We start from the raw sequence: 21209 nt of genomic DNA, 5'->3' as shown, positions 1-21209 counted from the left end.
GTTTTTTAAACTATCTTGGAAAATCTCGCCTATGTACATCGTATTACTGTTCCTTAATACATTGGCTTCCAGTGGGCAGGTATTAATTAATGTAGTTTTACCTAAGTTTTTGATTGATGAATTGCTTGGTGGAAGGCAGTCGAAACGATTATTGCTTTTTGGTGGAATTATCGTGTTATCGAATTTACTTTTTGCATGGTTAACCATGACAATGAAACGGGTGATGGATGAAAAAGGAATCTTCATGAGAGAAAAGATGAATCACCTAATGTCAGAAAAGATTATGAAAGTAGAATACTCTTACTTAGAAAATCCTTATTATTTGGATTTAAAAGAAAGAGCAGTTTTTGCATCTAATAATCAATCAGCAATGGAGAATCTTATTATAAGTGTTGGCAATCTATTGAATAGTATTGTAACGTTAATTGGACTTTTAGCAGTAATCTTTTCTTTAAGTTTAGCATTAGTTCTATTTCTGCTTGTCACAATTATAATTACCTTTGTAGCACAAAAGAAATTTATGAAGTATCAGCAAAATTTCTTTAGTGAGATTATCCCTGTGAATCGTAAGTATGGTTATTATGTAGGGTTAGCATACAATGATAAATTGCAAAAGGATATTAGATTATATGGAATGAGTCCAATGTTAACCAAACGTGTTAGACAATATAACGATGAAATAAACGTATGGTTTACAAAGTATTATACAGCTCAAGGAAAATATGCAGGTTTATTAAGGATTATTAATGACTTACAAGCTGCTATCGCATATGGTTACGTGGGTGTACGAGTAATCACAAACTGGTTTGGTGAAAAGATTGGAATCGGTTCCTTCACAATGTATGTAACTGCAGCAATAAAATTCACCTCCTCTGTTATGGCGTTAGGTGAAGAAGTAATAAGAATAACTCAATTCTTAGGATACTTACAACCATTTATGGAGTTTATGGATTTACCGGAGGAAGAAAAAGTTGGAGGAGATTTACCATTTCAAAGTAGTGTGGATTCTATCCGATTTGAACATGTCACTTTTCAATACCCAGGTAGTGAAAAACAGGTACTAAAAGATATCAGCTTTGAGATTCAAAAAGGTGAGAAGATATCAATTGTTGGGTTAAATGGAGCCGGTAAAACGACATTAATCAAATTACTTTGTAGATTGTATCGTCCAACGGAAGGAAAAATCTATATCAATGATCATGATATTTTTGAATATGACCATAAAAGCTATATGAAGAGTATGGCTGCTGTTTTTCAGGATTATCGCTTATTTGCCTTTACGATGGAAGAGAACATTACATGTAAGGAGCCACAAGAGGATACAAAGAAGGCATCAGAATTATTAGAAAAGGTTGGACTAAAAGAAAAGGTAGAATCATTACCAAATGGAATCCATTCTCTATTTGGAAAGGCGTATGACGAAGACGGGATTGAAATGTCCGGTGGTGAGAGTCAAAAGGTTGCAATTGCGAGGGCCCTTTATAAGGAGGCATCCTTAATTATCCTTGACGAACCAACAAGTGCACTTGACCCGCTTGCTGAGGCTGAAATCTATGAGAACTTCAATCAACTGGTTGGCGATAAGACAGCACTCTATATCTCACATAGAATGTCAAGCAGTGTATTCTGTGATAAAATCTTAGTTATTGATGGTGGTGTAATATCAGATTACGATAGTCATGCGAAATTAATGGAGAAACAAGATAGCTTATACTATAAATTATTCAATTCACAAGCTGTTAATTATTCTAGCTAATTAAATTGTAGGTATGATTTTCTAAGAGTGTCATAACTAATCAGAGTTAACTTCATAATGGTAATGATGGAGAAGAGCTTTTTTAGATATCGATAATTCTTTAGAATTATATTAGATTCATATACTAGGTAAGGAAGGAATAAAGACAAACAAAAGAATGCGAAAAAGATTACATATAGAGAAAGTAGATAAATATGTATCAAGAACGTAAATAAATAAATAAATAAATAAAGGTGTCTAGCTTTTGCTAGGCACCCTTGATTCTTACTATAGATAAATTTCAGTGCTTTTCTACTGTTATTCTTAAGAAGAATTCCGTGAGAAACATAGACTTCAATTAATGAACAGATTTCAAATAAGGGTAAGGATTTACATTATTACCATTGATTAATAAACTAAAGTGTAAGTGTGGTCCAGTTGAAATTCCAGTGGAACCAACCAAAGCAATTGTTTGTCCTTGGTCTACATAGTCACCAACATTTACTAACAACTTAGAACAGTGTAAATATCTCGTAACAACACCCTTACCATGATCAACTTCAACATAACGGCCAGCACTACTACTATAACCAGCGCCTACAACACGACCAGAAAGTACGGATACAATGGAAGAACCATAAGCACCACCGATATCAAGACCCTTGTGATAAGTACTAGCACCAGCAGTTGGAGCTTTACGATATCCATAATACGTATAGATATTATGATCTGATGGTAATGGCCAAACCATATAGTTAATGTCTGTTTTTATTTCGTCAATAGATTTTGCATACTTGAAATTATAAACAAAATCTACATAGCTCTTATTAACATAAGCATCAGACTCGTTATAGTCGACTTTAACCCACTCATCAAGGATTTCTAAAATTTCAAGTTGCTCACCTTTGGCAATTTGTCCAAGGCGAGGGCTGCTTTCTGAAGGCTCCGTACGTACATTTAATGTAGTACAAGTAACCTGAGCATATTGCACATAAGTTTTTTGAGCTAATCTTACCGCATCTTCACCAGTTGCTAAGTACTCAGACTTGATATAACCTTCTACTTTTCCGGATACAATTTTTGTCCATTCGCCTTCCACTCCTAGGATAGTTGCAGCAGAACCACGAGAAAGACGGCCTGCAAGACTTGAATCCGCATTAGCTTTGGTACGAATATTTACATAGTCATTTACATTAGCAATTGCGATACCTTGAAATTGAATTGGCGGAAATTCTCTTGGAGCGAGTGGTTCACCTCCAACTAGAATTGTTGTAGTAGCATTATTTATTGAGATTCCGGATTCTGATAATCTGGCATCATAGTAATTATCAATTGCCATTGACATACCACCGATACCGCCACCGGACAATGTACTTTCATTATTTATTCTTGATGAACTTGTTTCTTCAGTTTTCGCTTCCGCTGTAGCCTGATTCCACAAAAATAGTGCAATAAACAAGGTTGCTGCTTGCATAATGACTCTTTTTTTCATTGTAATCCTCCAAAGTATGCCATCTGAACTATACATAGATGGTAGTTGTGATGTTAAATATTACAGAATTATTACATCACACAGACGAATTATAACAAATTAATAACATGTTGTCAACATTTTGAACAGAGAAAGTATAAGAAAAGGAAAATAATTGTAATAAAGTGATAAATTATATTCTACAGGTAGGAAGTATTAATAAATTATTTGTTACAAATTATTGCAGGCTGGCCTAACTCTTCATAGATGATAGCCTTTCTATTTCTAATATAATCATCACGAACTCTTCAATTGGAGTAGCCGATTAAAAGAATACGAATAAGATAATAGAGAATGAAAGAATAAACATAAGGAAGTCTTTATCAAAATCCTTATAGCATGGAGACAGCAATGGACCTAGCGAGCAGGACCATCCGGCTAAGGTACGCTCATGATCATAGGATATACGGAACCGGGATAGGGGTAGCAATAGTAGATACTGGGATATGTCAGCATCCGGATTTTTTAAAAAATTGTAATCGTAAGATTTATTTTAAAGATTTTATTCATCAGAGGAATGGATTATACGATGATTGTGGCCATGGATCGCATGTCGCAGGAATTATTGGAGGAAGCGGTTATGCCTCTGGTGGTAAATATATGGGAGTGGCACCAAACTGTAATCTGATTATGTTGAAAACTTTGAACTATAAAGGAGATGGAAATATATCAGATGTACTCATAGCACTCGACTGGATTGTGAAGCATAAGGAGGAACTTGGTATCCGTATTGTCAATTTATCTTTTGGTATGGGCAACAAAGAAATTAGTCAGGATGGAAGAAATTTAATTCAAGCAGTTGAAAATGTATGGAATAGTGGAATTGTAGTGGTAGCAGCTGCTGGAAATGGCGGTCCGAATTTAGGCAGTGTTGCAGTTCCTGGGAGTAGTAAGAAAATAATTACCGTAGGTGCGTCAGATGATAATATTGAAGTTGAATTAATGGGAAATCGTGCGAAAAATTACTCCGGAAGAGGACCAACTTTTGAATGTATTAAGAAACCGGATATAGTTGCACCAGCGAGTAATATTATGAGTTGTGCACTTGCAAGGTCTTATGGGACGGATATGTTTCGTGCTTCAAATATAAATCGCTTTACTGCTAATATGAAGGGTGGCAGAGAGCGATATGGTAATTTTTATACTGAAAAAAGTGGAACTAGTATGGCAACTCCAATTGTAAGTGGAGCAATTGCTTTGCTATTATCAATTAGACCGAATCTGACGCCAAAGGAAGTAAAAATTAAGCTACGAGATAGCTGTGTAAGTCTTGGAGAACCCCAGAGTAAACAAGGATGGGGACTTTTGAATATTGAGAACCTCTTAAAAGTTTAAGAAATTTTATTAATGTGAAATTAACTTTGCATAACCAGTGATATGAAAGCGATATAATACGGTGATATGAAAAAAAGTACTTGACTTAGAGCCAACTCTAAGACTTACAATAAGAAGTAGAAAACCTTCTTTTGTGTCTTAGTGCTTGGCTCTTTTTATGAAAAGATAGCGAAAGAAGGTGATTATAATGCGTAAAAAGTGACGCGCAGGATTGGAGGAACATATGGAATATAGAAGTATGGGGAATACTGGGGCAAAGGTGTCTGCACTTGGTTTTGGTGCGATGAGACTTCCAGTATTAGAAGATGGTACAATTAACGAAGAAGAAGCGATTAAAATGATACGCCATGCAATTGATGAAGGTGTCAATTATGTTGATACTGCTTACCCTTATCATCAAGGGATGAGTGAAGTATTAGTAGGTAAGGCGTTAAAGGATGGCTACCGAGAAAAAACATATTTAGCTACAAAGTGTCCAGTATGGGCAATCAAATGTCCAGAGGATTTTGATCGTATCTTAGAGGAACAATTAAGTAAATTGCAAGTGGAGACGATTGATTTCTATCTTTTACATGCAATTGGAAAAGAGCGGTTTGAGAATGTCATTCAGAAATTTGATCTAATTAAGAAGATGGAACAAGCAAAGGCGGATGGAAAGATACGTTACATAGGTTTTTCTTTTCATGATAATGCAGAAACTTTTATAAACATAGTAGACTGCTATGATTCTTGGGATTTTTGTCAAATCCAAATGAATTATATCGATATCCATAATCAAGCAACGCTAGAAGGAATGGAATATGCTGCTTCCAAAGGGCTTGGTGTTATCATTATGGAACCTTTACTTGGTGGTAAGCTTGCAAACCCTCCTCAAAATGTATTAGAGGTTTTAAGTAAAGAAAAAACACCAGTGGAATGGGCATTGGATTTTCTATGGGATCGTAAAGAAGTAAGCTTATTGTTAAGTGGTATGAGCACAATGGAGCAAACCAAAGATAATCTTAAATATGCGAGTAGATCAAAGATTGGTATGTTAACCGATGACCAAAAAGAGATGTATGTGAACGCGAAGCGTATTTATGATACCATGGCATTGGTATCTTGTACTAAGTGTGCTTATTGTATGCCATGTCCATTTGGACTAGATATTCCAAAAACATTTGAAGCCTATAACGCAACAGTTGCAAAAGGGATGAATGCTGCGAAAGAAATCTACGAAGAAATAGAAAACAAAGCAGACTCTTGTAGAAGTTGTAAAAAGTGTGAAAAAGTATGTCCACAAGCGATACCAATTAGTGATGTCATGAAAAAAGTGGCGACATGCTTTGAGGTACAATAGATATGACAAAAACGAAACAAATAGTGTATAGTGCAGTATTTTTAATCTTGGGTGTAGTAATACCCCAAGCATTTCATTTTATCCCAATAGGAAATACCGGAAGTGTATTATTACCGATGCATATCTCAGTGTTACTATGTGGTTTTTTTATGGGACCATGGTGGGGAGTACTTGTAGGAGGTATCACTCCTGCACTTAGTTCCTTATTAACAGGAATGCCGCCACTGCAGAGATTGCCATTTATGGTGATTGAATTAGCGATTTATGGACTTATAGCGGGGCTATGTTATCGCAACTTAAAGTTAAAGAATTCTATTGTTAGGATTTATTTATCCTTAGTGATTGCTATGATAGCAGGAAGAGGAGTATATGCATTATGTTTGCTTGTAGCAACTAAGTTGTTACATCTTCAGATGATGGGGCCAATTGCAGCAGTAAATGCTACTATTCAAGGAATACCAGGGATTCTTATTCAATTAGTACTAATACCTCCAATTGTTTATCAAGGTAGAAAGAGTGGTTTATTTCATGGATCAGAAAAATAGAGTGACAGAAAAGTTAAAGGAAGGAGGCTATTCCTTCGTTTTGTATAAGGATGGAGAATGGTCTACTTCAGAAAAAAGAGGGATAGCACCAATTATGGAGCTTCTTAGCGAAAACAAAGAGTTACTAAGTGGTGCCTACGTTGCTGATAAAGTAATAGGTAAGGCTGCAGCAATGCTATTAATTGAGGGAGGTATTTCTTATCTCCATGCAGAGGTTATCAGTGAGCATGCCACTGAATGTTTGCAAAAATATAACATTGAATTTGAGTATCAAAACTTAGTGCCGTATATTGTTAATCGTACTGGAGATGGTATGTGTCCAATGGAGGAGACAGTATTAAATGTAACTGATACAAAGATTGCATATAATTTATTACAGGATAAGATTAAGAAAATGCAGGCAGCCATGCAACAAAATATGAAATCATAGTATTTCAATGAAAAATGAGTCATAATGCTTAATAGTAATAGGAAACTATAATGAGTATTAATAGCTAACAAGGATTAAGAAACTAACTAGGATTAAGAAAGCTAACAAGGATAATAAGTCAATAAGGACAAGTTTAACATTCTTTGCATAGAGCAATTACTTAGAATATTAAGCTTGTCCTTTTATAATAGGAAAAGATGATAAAATATACCTTTTTATTGTTATTTTTTAGGTTACTAATTGCATTTGTTTTTATTGAGTATAAATAAAAGTATAAATAAAAATGGATTATTACTATTTAAATTTAAATATACTAAAATTATGGATGTGCACAAAAAAATAATATAAAATCAAGAATAATAGTACAATAGGTTTAATAATATAGAAAAGACTGTAAATTAATATGTAAAATATGCAATAAATATGTTGTAATACAAATGAATATTATGTATAATATATATGTAAGCGTTTACATTATATGGTAAGGCGATTGGAGGAATTGCAATGTCAAAAAAGAACAAAGATGATGAATGGAATAACGAAAGTCTTGACAAAAAAGCACCAAATATGAAAACATTGAATGTTATGTATAATGTGCTATTAGTATTATCATTAGTTATTCCCGTTATAATGCTGTACAAATTAGCTTATTTTGATTTATATCATGAAGCAGGTGTACTAGAAAGTCATACGCAATATTACTTATGGAACTCCTGGAAATTACTCTATAAAATTTTTAAAGATACAGCAGATGGTGGCTCATTCGTGATAATGGCGGCAATTCCATTAGTAATCTACTTAGTTGGTTTAATATTATCTATATCCAGTTTCTTAACAGGATTAAAGATGAAGTTTGAGTGGAAACACGGTGAGAGCTGTAGAAGAGCGTTCAGCACAATTTTAATTGGTTTAGCATCAATAATGTTGATTTTAAAAATTATTGATCCGTTCTTTAATGTAAAGAGTGGTTATGCTGATCAGCAATTAGCTTTTAACTTAACAGTATATGTCATCCTAGCGTTAACTATTATTGGAAGAATAGTTGCAGAACAATATTACAAATTAGTAAAAAGAATATAGATACATAAGGATGTTAAATGCTTTACAACTATGGAACTAATATCTAATTTATCAAAGCGGGACAAATCTAAGGTTTAAAAGACTTATAGCAATCTTAAACCATACGATTTTCTCCCGCTTTTTTATGTCCAAAAAACGTTTTTTATAAAGCAAAAAGAATTACCATAATAGCATTATCAGCACTTAGATTTTCCTTTTTTTTTAGAATTTAATCAGGATAGTTTCCTTTACTGTTGTGCGGATAAGTGCTATAATCATCTTGATGTAAGACAAGCAGGAGGAAGCCATACGATGAATATACTATTCTTCTTAACCCCGAAAATTGAGGTGGCGTATATCTATGATACATTTACGGTAAAACAGGCGCTTGAGACGTTAAAGCAGCGCGGTTATTCTGCAATACCAATGATAGATAAGAATGGAAGATATATTGGAACAGTAACAGAAGGGGATCTTTTATGGTACGTACTGGAACACGGAGATGAGGATCCTGATACTTTTAGTAAGGTGAAGATAAAACAAATTGTTCGTAGAAAAAACCATTTTGCAGTAAGGGCAGACAAAAGAGTAGAGGAATTAGTTAATCTGGTAATGAACCAAAATTTTGTCCCTGTATTAGATGATGATGACCGTTTTATTGGAATTGTAACCAGAAAGGCAATAATGCAGTATTGTACGGAGGCAATAATGCCTTCTACTTCTAAGTAAAAGAATAATATATCAAAAAACTGTAGCTTTGATGGCATTAGAAAGCCTAATTCTTAGGCTTTCTTTGTACATATATTTTCAGGAGGAGAATATGGGGATTATATATCATGAGCAGGAGCATATTTTTAAACTTGATACTCCGAATACGACTTATATGATTGGCCTAATAGATGAGGAGAGATTTATTGGGCATGTATACTACGGTAAGAGGTTGAGAGATACGAATTTAAGTTTCTGGAAACAACAACTTATGGGACCACTTCCATCCCGTAGGAATAGAGAACGTGTTTCTTTTATGGATGCATATCCACAGGAATATCCAACCCATGGAATCGGAGATTTTAGACAGTCTGCTTTTGAGGTTAAAACGGTTTCAGGACATCGTGCGGTTGGTATTACATATAAGAGTCATCAAATTTACGCTGGAAAACCTAAATTGTCAGGTTTACCTGCAACTTTTGGGAATAAGGAGGAGTGTACTACACTCGAACTTTTATGCGTAGATCAGCATTTAAATCTAGAGGTTATACTCTCCTATACTGTATTTGAACATATTGATGCAATTACAAGAAATGTTAAAATAAGAAATCAGTCAAAAGACTCCATTATGTTAACGAAGGCCTTATCCTTATCCTTTGATTTGCCTGATAAGGGATATGAGATGATAACGTTGCATGGTTCCTGGGCGAGAGAGAGACAGATTGAGCGGCGAAAAATCGGACATGGGATACAAGGTGTATCTAGTATTCGTGGTGAGTCTGGTCATCAGGAACATCCTTTCATAGCTATTGTTTCAGAACATACAACGGAGGAGTTAGGTGAGGCTTATGGAGTTAATTTTGTTTATTCTGGAAACTTTACAGCAGTAGCGGAGCGGAGTCAATTTGATTTGATCAGGATTCAGATGGGAATTAATCCTGTTGAATTTGAGTGGGAATTAAAAGAAAAGGAAGAATTTACTACTCCAGAAGCGGTTATGGTGTACTCTTCGCAAGGCATCGGTACGATGACAAGAACATTTCATGATCTTTATCGAAACCACTTAATTCGTGGAGAGTACAAAGATAAGAAGAGGCCAATATTAATTAATAACTGGGAAGCTACCTACTTTAATTTTACAACGGAGAAGTTACTTGATATTGCAAGAAATGCTTCTAAGTTAGGGATTGAGATGCTAGTTATGGATGATGGCTGGTTTGGCAAGAGAAACAATGATGATTGTGCGCTTGGTGATTGGGTTGTGAATGAAGAAAAGTTACCAGGTGGTTTAGAATACTTGGTAAATGAGGTGAATAAGCTTGGTATGAAATTTGGTATCTGGTTTGAACCTGAGATGATTTCACCAGATTCTGAACTTTATCGGAAGCATCCCGACTGGGCAATTCAGATTCCAGGCAGAGAACCAAGTCAGTGCAGACAGCAATTTGTACTTGATTACTCTAGAAAAGAAGTTCGTGACTATATTTATCAGAGGATAAGTAAGATATTACATAGCGCCAATATTGAGTATGTAAAGTGGGATATGAATCGTCCACTTTGTGACCTCGGAAGTTATGCCTTAGAAGCAAAGAATCAAGGAGAGCTAAGCCATCGTTATGTCCTTGGTGTATATGAAGTTCAAGAGAAACTAATCACTGAATTTCCACATTTATTACTTGAAAATTGTTCTGGTGGAGGCGCAAGATTTGACCCTGGAATGTTATATTATAGTCCTCAAATATGGTGTTCCGATGATACGGATGCAGTAGAGAGACTAAAGATTCAAAGAGGAACTGCAATGATATATCCAATTTCTTGTATAGGTGCTCATGTAAGCGATTGTCCAAATCACACAGTTGGTCGTATCACACCATTTGAGACAAGAGGGCATGTTGCTCTGGCTGGTACCTTTGGTTATGAACTGGATGTAACGAAAATATCAAAGGAAGACCAAGAGATGATACCAAAACAGGTTGCGCTATATCATAAGCACAATGATCTCATTCGTACTGGAGACTATTATAGAATTTCATCTGTTCTTGATGATCCATGTAGAGACTGTTATATGATAGTAGCAAAAGATAAGTCAGAAGCTCTTGTAACCTACGTACAGGTCTTAGCTCGACCTAATTTCCAATCCTATAGGATTTATTTAAAAGGACTTGATCCAGATGCAATGTACAGTTGGGAAGAGATGAATTTAACTCAGTCTGGAGAAGCTTATATGCAGGCTGGTATTGATATTACTGGTCTCTGGGGAGATTATAAATCCATGCTAATCCATCTGATCCGTGTAGAATAAGTAAAAGAGATATTGCATAACTATGCAATATCTCTTTTTATAAATGGTAGAAAATCCATAAATTTGTACTATTATGATTATGAATTATTTTCATAGTCTTTCACTTGATCTTTTAAGAGCCATTCTTTACGATATTTTAGAGGAGAAATCCCAAAGTATTTTTTAAAAGTAGTACTAAAGGAATAGATTGAAGTAAATCCATATTTTCGTGCTAGTTCCTCTATGGATAGTTGGTTTTGTACTAAATCATAAGCAATACGACGCAACTTATAGCTGGTTAAAAAGTCTTTTGTAGAACAATTTAGTGTAGACATAAAACATTGATACAAATAGCTTTGTGATACATTAATGACTCGGCATAACTCATTCACGGATACATATCGATTCATATTACGGTTTAAGAAGTTAACACACCCTAGTACGATTTTCTCTTGTGGGGTTTTTTCTAAATCAAAAAAATGAAAATTAGGTAGTTGATTGACATATGTTCTCCAAACCATGGCTATTATATATTCTAGCAATGATTTGACCATATAATAATTTCCGGCACTCTTGTGGATAATTTTTTTGTCTATTTCTGCAAAGAGAGAGAGTATAAGTTCATGATTCATATCATCAAGAATATTAATTGGTTGTGGTCTTAATATAGACGTCATCTCGCCTATATCTGAATTTGAAGTTATGTCAAAATCGATATAATAAAACTCTACCCCACTGTTTTCACGAAAGGATAAATCGAATAATAAAAGTGGTTCTATGATAATAATTGTACCAGGGATTGATACATGATATTGTTTTCTATTGCTAATGATATCAAATGCACCATGTAGTAAGATGAGCATCTTAAAATGTACCAAAGCCTCATTTCTTAGTTTTGTTGGATGAGATTGAATATAGTGAGTAAAAGTATAAGGGTGAAAACTAAATCTCTCCAGTTGTTTTGAAATAATATCTTTTGCTATGTAATTCTTTTGTAAATTTTTCATATCTTTATTAATCTCCTGTTGATATATATGCAGTTCAAGTACCCCATACAAGTATTTTAATTATGATTTAAAAAGGTTAAAAGCCAACAAAAATTTTTACATTGAATGTAATTCAAGTATACTTAGGAATAACAAAGTTCTGCAAGAAACCAGAAAAGATAGATAGTCAATATCACAGAATGGTTGAATAAATCAACATATGAGTGAGCATAGGAACACTCAATTTAATACACCTTGACAGTAGTATTTTATTATAGGAAGATTCGAATGTCTATCTTTTTTGAAATATTGTACATCGAAATAAATAATTAAATTAATAGAATTTATGAATTGAATGATATATTATACAATCAAAATGCATATCTATACATTACTAAAATAATAAAATGGAGTTATGAAATATTTTAGATAGTTAAGAAGTATGCTCTTCCTTAAGATGATGTTAGCTACAATTAATTACTTAGTAAGCTCTTAACAAAGTGAAGTATTTTAGAATATGGGGATTTTAGGGATCTATTTTGGCTGCTTTTATGAATTTGAAAAAATAAAAAATTTTTTTTTGAGTATTTTTTAAAACGAACTAGATATTTATTCCAAACTAGAAAAAGAGCTGATTTTTAAAGGAAATTTAGGTATAGTAATAGTAAATTTAGTGGTTAGTAAAACCTCTACTTTTTTGAAAAGTAAAAAAAATGCAGGCAAAAGTAACAGTAATACTAAGAAAGTAGTTTAATATTACTCTTGCAAAAATATTTTTCATCGTGTATACTAAATCGACGCATGGGGAAACATGGAAAAGTTTTGATGTAGTTTCATGGAACTTCTTGTTATGACAAAAGGAAGGAAGTATGAGAAGTATGAAGGTATTGACTCAGGAGGATACCCCTATCCACAGAGCCTTAGAGGAACAAAGGCTGAATCGTTTGGCTCACTTTGATGTGCCAGGTCATAAAGGTGGCCGTGGAAATAAAGAATTAAAACATTTTTTAGGAGACACAACATTAAGTCTTGATATGAATTCCATGAAGCCATTAGACAATCTCTGTCATCCGGTTTCTGTCATAAAAGAGGCTCAGCAACTAACTGCAGAGGCGTTTGGAGCTGATGATGCATTTTTTATAGTGAATGGTACTACGCAGGCGGTACAAGCTATGATTATGGCTGTGTGTAAAAACGGAGATAAAGTTATAATGCCAAGAAATGTACATCGAAGCGCAATTAATGCCTTAGTAGTGTGTGGGGCTATACCAGTATACATCAACCCGGGTACAAATAAAGAGCTTGGAATTCCCCTTGGTATGTCAGTGGAGAATGTGGAACGGGCAATCCTAGAAAATCCGGATGCAAAGGCAGTTCTTGTAAATAATCCAACGTACTATGGAATTTGCTCGAATCTAAGGGAGATTGTTAAAATTGCTCACAAATATGGCATGCTTGTGCTTGTAGATGAAGCTCACGGAACACATTTTTATTTCCATGAGGCTCTACCAGTTTCCGCCATGGAAGCGGGAGCAGATATGTCTGCGGTAAGCATGCATAAAACAGGAGGTTCCTTAACTCAGAGCTCTATTTTACTAACAAGAAATTCGGTGAATGCTGACTATGTGCGTCAGGTAATTAATTTAACACAGACAACAAGTGCATCTTACCTACTTCTTTCTTCGCTTGATATTGCAAGAAAGAATCTTAGTTTAAACGGTAAGAGTATGTTTGATAAAACGATAGATTTTGCTACTTATGCACGAGAGGAAATAAATAAACTTGGAGGCTATTACGCTTTCGGTGAAGAACTAGTTAATGGGGATACGGTATATGCGTTTGATACAACAAAGCTATCGATACATACACGAAATATTGGACTAGCAGGGATTGAAGTATATGATCTTTTAAGAGATGACTATGGGATACAGATTGAGTTTGGTGATATTGGGAATATCCTGGCGATTATCTCTTCTGGAGACCGAAATCTTGAGATTGAGCGTCTGATTTCCGCTCTTTCAGAGATAAAGAGACTTCACGAGAAGGATAAGGCAGGAATGTTTGATCATGAATATATTAATCCTCAAATTGTGATGGGACCTCAGGAAGCTTTTTATAGTAAAAAACGTTCCATGCCTATTAATCAAAGCAAAGGAAAGATTTGTGGAGAATTTGTAATGTGTTATCCACCAGGGATACCAATTCTAGCGCCAGGAGAACGCATCACAGAAGATATCTTGCATTACATCGCATATGCGAAGGAAAAAGGTTGCTTCATGACTGGTACTCAGGACATGAAGATTGAAAATATCAATATTGTCGAGGTAGAGTAATGGAACTTTGGTATACAGATCAACACACAAAAGACGTTCGCTTTTCGATGAAGATGAGAAAACAGCTAATTAGTGTGAAAAGTGAGTTTCAGCGAATCGATATCATTGAAACTTACGAGTATGGACGCGTACTTGTATTAGATGGGGAATTAATGATAACCGAAAAAGATGAGTTTATCTATCATGAAATGATAACTCATGTTCCTATGGCAGTTCATCCGAATGTCCGCAATGTCCTTGTGATTGGAGCAGGAGATGGAGGAACCATAAGAGAACTTACAAAATACGAAACGATTGAACATATTGACATGGTGGAAGTTGATAAAGAAATTGTACAGGTTTGTACAGAATATATGCCATTTACCGCTTGTAAGTTGCAGGATAAAAGAGTGTCGATGCATTTTGAAGAGGGACTTCGATTTGTACGTGGAAAACAAGATGAATACGATTTGATTATCGTAGATTGTGCGGATCCCTTCGGACCTGCAGAAGGGTTATTTACAAGAGAATTCTACGGAAATTGTTATAAGGCACTTCATAGTGATGGCATCTTAATTAATCAACATGAAAGCCCATTTTATAATGAGCATTCCGGAAGTGTGCAAAAGGCACACCGTCACATTACTTCTGTTTTTACATTAAGTACTGTATATCAATGCCATATTCCATCTTATCCGTCGGGACATTGGCTATTTGGATTTGCTTCAAAGAAATACGATCCAATTAAGGACTTAAACGAAAAGAAATGGAACGATCTGAAGCTACCGGTTAGATATTATAATACTGACTTACACAAAGGGTGTTTTTATCTACCAAATTACGTAAAGGAGTTGTTAAGCAGCAATGAATAAAAATATACATACCTTTTTAGGCTGTGATGCTTGCTATGAAGAGAGTAGGATGGTATTGTTTGGAGCTCCCTACGATGGAACTACTTCTTACCGACCTGGTACTAGATTTGCAAGTGCTGCAATTCGAAATGAAAGCTATGGAATTGAAACCTTTAGCCCATATCAGGAGAAAGATTTAACGGATTACCAAATCTTTGATGGAGGAGATTTAGAACTTCCATTTGGTGACCCAGTAAGGCCGCTTGCGATGATCGAAGAATATACTGCTAAAGTACTGAAAGATGGAAAGTTCCCACTTATGATTGGCGGAGAACATCTGGTTACGTTAGGAACTATGCGTGCGGTTGTAAAGCAGTATAAGGATGTGCATATCCTACATTTTGATGCACATGCGGATTTAAGAGAAGATTACCTTGGGGCAAAACTATCTCATGCAACAGTGATGAGAAGATGTCATGAGTTGGTAGGGGATAAAAAGATTTATCAGTTCGGAATCCGAAGTGGTGATAAGGAAGAGTTTTTATTTAGTAATGAACACGTTACTACCTGTAAATTCGATTTTCACACCTTGGATTTGGTAGTGGATGAATTGGAAAAAAAGAAAGTACCAGTTTATCTTACGGTTGACTTAGATGTACTTGACCCTTCCGTATTTCCAGGAACGGGAACACCAGAGGCTGGTGGAGTTACCTTCCTACAATTATTTGAAGCCTTACGTAAGGTTTCAAGATTACAGGTGGTAGCAGCAGACATGAATGAGCTTTCACCAATCTATGACCAAAGTGGTGCTTCCACAGCGTTAGCGTGTAAACTTCTTCGAGAGCTGATGCTTATGCTAGCAAAATAACGGGTGAATCTTATAAATAAAGAAAAGCAAAGTTTGTGAAAAGTTGGAATAGCAGTTCACTTTCATAAAAAACGTAGTAACTATCTTAAGATTAGGAAATAAGGTATAAGTTATTAAGATATAAGGAAATAAAGTATAAGTTATTAAGATATAAGGGAATAAAGTATAAGTGAATTAACTATAAAAGTATAAGAAAATAAAAGGGATTTTACGTTTATATAACAGAACTGAAGGAGAAGCATAATGAGTAGAGCATTAATAATTGGCGCCGGAGGCGTTGCAAGTGTAGTTGTACACAAGTGTTGTCAAAATTCTGATGTGTTTACAGAGATCTGTATTGCCAGCAGAACAAAATCAAAATCTGATGCCCTAAAAGAGAAGTTAGATGGTGGCAAAACGAAGATTACTACTGCACAGGTAGATGCAGATAATGTACCTGAGCTTGTCGCATTAATTAAGGAATACAAACCGGATATTGTGATTAATGTTGCACTACCATATCAGGATTTAACAATTATGGATGCGTGTCTTGAGACAAAGACAGATTATCTAGATACCGCAAATTACGAACCACTAGATACCGCAAAATTTGAGTATAAGTGGCAGTGGGAGTATCGTGATCGTTTTGAAAAAGCGGGAATCACAGCGGTTCTTGGATGTGGATTTGATCCAGGTGTAACGGGAGTTTTCTCTGCTTATGCAATGAAGCACTATTTTGACGAAATTCATGAGATCGATATCCTAGACTGTAATGGGGGTGATCATGGTTATCCATTTGCTACGAACTTTAATCCTGAGATCAATATTCGTGAGGTTTCTGCAAAGGGTAGCTATTGGGAGAATGGTGACTTTATAGAAACAGAGCCAATGGAAATCAAGAAAGTTTATAATTTTGCAGAAGTAGGACAAAAAGATATGTATCTACTACATCATGAAGAATTAGAATCATTGGCAATTAATATCAAGGGAATTAAGCGTATCCGTTTCTTTATGACATTCGGAGAGAGTTATTTAAGACATCTAAAATGTCTTGAGAATGTAGGTATGACTTCGATTGAGCCAATCGAGTTTGAAGGCAAACAAATTGTGCCGCTTCAATTCTTAAAAGCAGTATTACCTGATCCAGCAACGCTAGGACCTCGTACGGTTGGTAAAACCAATATAGGTTGTATTTATAAGGGCGTAAAGAATGGGAAAGAAGTTACTTATTATGTATATAATGTATGTGACCATCAGGAATGCTACAAAGAGGTGGGATCCCAGGCAATTTCTTATACGACTGGGGTTCCTGCGATGATTGGTGCAGCGATGGTTCTTACAGGAAAGTGGAAGAAACCAGGTGTATTCAATGTAGAAGAATTTAATCCAGATCCGTTTATGGAGGAGTTAACTCGTTTCGGACTTCCATGGAAAGAAAATTTTAATCCTGTATTGGTAGATTAAAGGCAGTAGAGCTGTTGCAAAATCGTATTACTTTTGCAGCAGCTTTTTTAGACATCAGTTGTTTTGTATTACTATAAGAAGGAATCTTTCAAATGTGTGTCATGAAAACTATTTCCTTAGATTCTATACAATAAGAATCTTCTACTATAATTGAGTATGAAAAGGAGAACCTATGAAACAGATTGACTTTACTCAAATACCAACCCCCTCGTATGTTATTGAAGAACGGTTATTAAAACGAAATTTATCCTTATTAAAGAGTGTTATGGACCGAACTGGCTGCAAGATTTTATTGGCTCAGAAGGCATTTTCTATGTTTTATTATTATCCATTAATAGGATCTTACTTAGCAGGTACTACAGCGAGTTCCTTATTTGAAGCAAAACTTGGAAATGAAGAGATGGGCGGAGAAGTACATATTTTTAATCCAGCTTATCAAGAATCTGAGATAGAAGAAATCATCTCCCTTTGTGATCATATGGTATTCAATACGCCAAAACAATGGCTTAAGTATAAGGAAATAATACAAAGTTCAGAGAAAAAAATAAGTTGTGGTCTGAGAATAAATCCTCAGTATTCAGAAATTGAAGTAGAATTATATAATCCATGTGCAAAGGGTTCAAGACTAGGGACTATCTTAGATAATATAAAAGAAGAGGACTTGGAAGGGTTAGAAGGATTACATTTTCACACCATGTGTGAGCAAAATTCAGATGTGTTAGTTCGTACCTTAAAGGTGATAGAAGAAAAGTTTGGCTTCCTACTAAAAAAAATGAAGTGGCTAAATTTTGGTGGCGGGCATCATATCACAAGAGTAGATTATGATATGGAAGGATTAATTTCTGCTATTCTTCATATCAAAGAGACCTACGGGGTGGAAGTTTATTTAGAACCAGGAGAAGCTATTGGTTTAAATACGGGATATTTGGTAGCGAAGGTATTAGATGTTTGTGGTGCTAATGGCGAATGTGCTATCTTAGATACCTCTGCAGCTTGTCATATGCCGGATGTTCTAGAGATGCCTTATCGACCTGAAATTATTGGAGCAGGTAAGGCAGGGGAAAAGACCTTTACTTATCTCCTTGGAGGACCTACCTGTCTGGCGGGTGATATAGTGGGAGAGTACTCTTTTGATGAGCCATTAAAAGAGGGGGATATTTTAGTTTTCTGTGATATGTCTCATTATAGTATGGTGAAAAATAATACCTTTAATGGAATAAATCTTCCGTCGATTATTGCTTATACAGAAAAAGAAGGGGTCGTAATTGTCAAACAATTTGGCTATGAAGACTTTAAAATGAGGCTATCTTAATAGGACTTAGGTCACTTAAAAACAGAAAACTATCTGCATCCTATGAATAATTCAGAATAGATTGAAAATTTAAAACCACTATATCTAGTAATTGAAAAGTGAAAAAGAAACAATATGTAGTAGACTTATCCTTTTGACTATGCTATAATAATTATATGGTCAAAGTTAACAATTTCTTTGGCTATTCATGGAAACAAGCATAATTTAATTATAATCGCCTCTTACGCCCTGATTGGGAAAGTAAGGGGCATCATTTTGGGGATATACCAATGAAAAAAATTTGGAATCAAGAAAGGATAGGTTATATGAAGGTAATTAAGCGTGATGGTAGGGTAACGGATTATGACAGAAATAAAATATTAGTTGCGATTCGTAAGGCAAACGATGAGGTAGAACATAGAGAGCAAGTTACTGAGGCTAAAATTGAAGCAATTATTGCAGGCATCGAGAATCTAAAGAAAGATACGATGTATGTAGAGGAAATTCAAGACATCATTGAGCAAAAGTTAATGGCAGAGCGTAAGTTCGCATTAGCCAAAACCTACATTATCTATCGTTATCGCAGAGAATTAGTTAGAAAAGCCAATACAACAGATGAGTCAATTATGAGTTTAATCAGACATAGTAACCAGGATGTTATGGAGGAAAACTCAAATAAAAATGCTGTCATTGCATCTACACAACGTGACTTAATTGCAGGTGAGGTGTCTAAGGACTTAACAAAACGATTATTATTACCAGAAAAGATTTCAAAAGCTCATGAGGAAGGAATCCTACATTTTCATGATGCAGATTATTTCCTTCAGTCCATATTTAACTGTTGTTTGATTAATATTAAGGATATGCTTGAAAATGGTACCGTAATGAATGCAAAATTAATTGAAAGCCCGAAGAGCTTTCAGGTTGCATGTACCGTTATGACTCAGATTATTTCTGCTGTTGCAAGTAGCCAATATGGTGGACAATCTGTTGACATTCGCCATCTTGGAAAGTATCTTCGTTACAGTATGAATAAATATAGAAAACGCTATGAATCTTTATTTAATGGAGAAGCTAGCGAAGAAGTAATTAAGAAATTTGTACAGGAAAGAGTACAAGATGAACTTCGCTCCGGAGTTCAGACAATTCAGTATCAAATAAATACTTTGATGACAACAAATGGTCAGTCTCCGTTTGTTACCCTATTCTTAAATCTTGATAAGGATGATGAGTACATCGAAGAAAACGCAATGATTATAGAAGAAATCCTTCGTCAGCGTTTGGAAGGAATTAAGAATGAGAAGGGAGTTTACATTACTCCAGCATTTCCAAAGTTGATCTACGTACTGGATGAACATAACTGCCTAAAGGGTGGTAAATACGACTATATTACAAAGTTGGCAGTTCAGTGTTCTGCAAAACGTCTTTACCCAGACTATATTTCTGCTAAGAAAATGCGTGAGAACTACGAGGGTAATGTATTTTCTTGTATGGGATGTCGTAGTTTTCTATCTCCATGGAAGGATGAAAATGGGGATTATAAATTTGAAGGTCGCTTTAATCAAGGTGTTGTCAGCTTAAATCTTCCTCAAATTGGTATTATTGCAGATGGGGATGAGGAAAGTTTCTGGCAACTTTTAGAGGAGCGTCTAGCACTTTGTTTTGAAGCACTTATGTGTAGACATAGAGCCCTTGAAGGAACAATATCTGATGTTAGCCCTATCCATTGGCAATACGGCGCAATAGCAAGACTGAAAAAGGGAGAGACCATCGATAAGTTATTACACAATGGTTATTCTACGATTTCTCTCGGATACATTGGTTTGTATGAAGTGACAAAGCTTATGAAAGGGGTTAGCCATACACAGAAGGAAGGAACCGAATTTGCTCTTCGTGTTATGAATCGCCTTCGTGAAGCTACTGAAACTTGGAAGAGAGAAACTGGAATCGGATTTGGATTATATGGAACACCTGCGGAATCTCTTTGCTATCGCTTTGCAAGAATTGACAAAGAGCGTTTTGGGGAGATCAAGGACATTACCGACAAAGGTTATTATACAAATTCCTATCATGTGGATGTACGTGAAAATATTGATGCATTTAGCAAATTCAATTTTGAGAGCCAATTCCAGGTCATCTCTAGCGGCGGTGCAATTTCTTATGTTGAAATACCAAATATGCGCCACAACCTAGAAGCGTTAGAAGAAATAGTGAAATTTATCTATGATAATATTCAATATGCGGAATTTAATACGAAATCTGATTATTGTCATATCTGCGGTTTTGACGGAGAGATTAAAATTAATGAAGACTTTGAATGGGAGTGTCCAAATTGCGGAAACAAAGACCATGCAAAGATGAATGTAACCCGTAGAACCTGTGGATATTTAGGTGAAAATTTCTGGAATAAAGGAAAAACAAAAGAGATTAATGCAAGAGTTCTGCATATTTAAAGTGCAGTATTGAAAAAAGTATGATAGAATAGGATTAACATG

At 35.2% G+C, this 21209-nt stretch carries 16 protein-coding genes; 14 read left to right on the top strand and 2 right to left on the bottom strand.

Going from position 1 to position 21209, the window contains the following annotated elements; genetic code table 11:
• The first annotated feature begins 31 nt into the window (after window positions 1–31).
• Window positions 32–1756: an ABC transporter ATP-binding protein gene (locus CC92_RS0106520; RefSeq protein WP_162175520.1), complete on the top strand. Its 1725-nt coding sequence runs from the start codon at window positions 32–34 to the stop codon at window positions 1754–1756.
• Window positions 1757–2093: 337 nt separating this feature from the next.
• On the opposite strand, the gene CC92_RS21495 is transcribed toward CC92_RS0106520, so the two are convergent.
• Entirely contained in the window at window positions 2094–3227 is a 1134-nt protein-coding gene (locus CC92_RS21495; protein ID WP_051650798.1) for a peptidoglycan DD-metalloendopeptidase family protein, read from the bottom strand.
• 390 nt (window positions 3228–3617) lie between these two features.
• Between CC92_RS21495 and CC92_RS0106510 the strand changes: the two genes are divergently transcribed.
• From CC92_RS0106510 to CC92_RS0106480, 7 genes are all read left to right on the top strand, one after another.
• Window positions 3618–4601 (top strand): S8 family peptidase, encoded by a 984-nt coding sequence (locus CC92_RS0106510; RefSeq protein ID WP_029503761.1) that lies wholly within the window; start codon window positions 3618–3620, stop codon window positions 4599–4601.
• Window positions 4602–4824: 223 nt separating this feature from the next.
• Complete coding sequence (locus CC92_RS0106505) at window positions 4825–5940, top strand: aldo/keto reductase (RefSeq protein ID WP_029503762.1); 1116 nt, start codon at window positions 4825–4827, stop codon at window positions 5938–5940.
• A gap of 2 nt (window positions 5941–5942) precedes the next feature.
• Window positions 5943–6485 carry an ECF transporter S component gene (locus CC92_RS0106500; protein WP_029503763.1) on the top strand — a complete coding sequence of 181 codons (543 nt, stop codon included), beginning with the start codon at window positions 5943–5945 and terminating at the stop codon, window positions 6483–6485.
• Complete coding sequence (locus CC92_RS0106495) at window positions 6469–6915, top strand: DUF1893 domain-containing protein (RefSeq protein WP_029503764.1); 447 nt, start codon at window positions 6469–6471, stop codon at window positions 6913–6915. Before CC92_RS0106500 ends, CC92_RS0106495 begins: the two co-directional genes overlap by 17 nt.
• A 504-nt stretch (window positions 6916–7419) precedes the next feature.
• A complete protein-coding gene (locus CC92_RS0106490; RefSeq protein ID WP_029503765.1) occupies window positions 7420–7995 on the top strand; it encodes a hypothetical protein in 576 nt (191 codons plus the stop codon).
• A 291-nt stretch (window positions 7996–8286) separates the two neighbouring features.
• Complete coding sequence (locus CC92_RS0106485) at window positions 8287–8703, top strand: CBS domain-containing protein (RefSeq protein ID WP_029503766.1); 417 nt, start codon at window positions 8287–8289, stop codon at window positions 8701–8703.
• A gap of 91 nt (window positions 8704–8794) precedes the next feature.
• On the top strand, window positions 8795–10984 hold the full coding sequence (locus CC92_RS0106480) for an alpha-galactosidase (RefSeq protein WP_029503767.1): 2190 nt from the start codon (window positions 8795–8797) through the stop codon (window positions 10982–10984).
• 77 nt (window positions 10985–11061) lie between these two features.
• Here CC92_RS0106480 and CC92_RS0106475 read toward each other — a convergent pair whose 3' ends face one another.
• Complete coding sequence (locus tag CC92_RS0106475) at window positions 11062–11970, bottom strand: AraC family transcriptional regulator (protein WP_029503768.1); 909 nt, start codon at window positions 11968–11970, stop codon at window positions 11062–11064.
• An 857-nt stretch (window positions 11971–12827) separates the two neighbouring features.
• Between CC92_RS0106475 and CC92_RS0106470 the strand changes: the two genes are divergently transcribed.
• The 6 genes from CC92_RS0106470 (at window position 12828) to nrdD (ending at window position 21167) form a co-directional block, all read left to right on the top strand.
• Window positions 12828–14282, top strand: a complete 1455-nt coding sequence (locus tag CC92_RS0106470; RefSeq protein ID WP_155998628.1) for an aminotransferase class I/II-fold pyridoxal phosphate-dependent enzyme — start codon at window positions 12828–12830, stop codon at window positions 14280–14282.
• A complete protein-coding gene (speE, locus tag CC92_RS0106465; RefSeq protein ID WP_029503770.1) occupies window positions 14282–15133 on the top strand; it encodes a polyamine aminopropyltransferase in 852 nt (283 codons plus the stop codon). The genes CC92_RS0106470 and speE overlap by 1 nt, the downstream gene beginning before the upstream one ends.
• Entirely contained in the window at window positions 15126–15980 is an 855-nt protein-coding gene (gene speB / locus CC92_RS0106460; protein WP_029503771.1) for an agmatinase, read from the top strand. Before speE ends, speB begins: the two co-directional genes overlap by 8 nt.
• A 243-nt stretch (window positions 15981–16223) precedes the next feature.
• On the top strand, window positions 16224–17423 hold the full coding sequence (locus tag CC92_RS0106455) for a saccharopine dehydrogenase family protein (protein ID WP_029503772.1): 1200 nt from the start codon (window positions 16224–16226) through the stop codon (window positions 17421–17423).
• A gap of 172 nt (window positions 17424–17595) precedes the next feature.
• Window positions 17596–18735: a carboxynorspermidine decarboxylase gene (gene nspC, locus CC92_RS0106450; RefSeq protein ID WP_029503773.1), complete on the top strand. Its 1140-nt coding sequence runs from the start codon at window positions 17596–17598 to the stop codon at window positions 18733–18735.
• A 305-nt stretch (window positions 18736–19040) separates the two neighbouring features.
• A complete protein-coding gene (gene nrdD / locus CC92_RS0106445; RefSeq protein WP_029503774.1) occupies window positions 19041–21167 on the top strand; it encodes an anaerobic ribonucleoside-triphosphate reductase in 2127 nt (708 codons plus the stop codon).
• Window positions 21168–21209 lie beyond the last annotated feature (42 nt).

Origin of the sequence: Lachnoclostridium phytofermentans, from assembly GCF_000733755.1 — a bacterium.
Classification (GTDB): Bacteria; Bacillota; Clostridia; order Lachnospirales; family Lachnospiraceae; genus Lachnoclostridium; species Lachnoclostridium phytofermentans_A.
The sequence above is the reverse complement of the archived record's forward strand: the minus strand, read 5'-3'. Positions and strand labels throughout refer to the sequence as shown.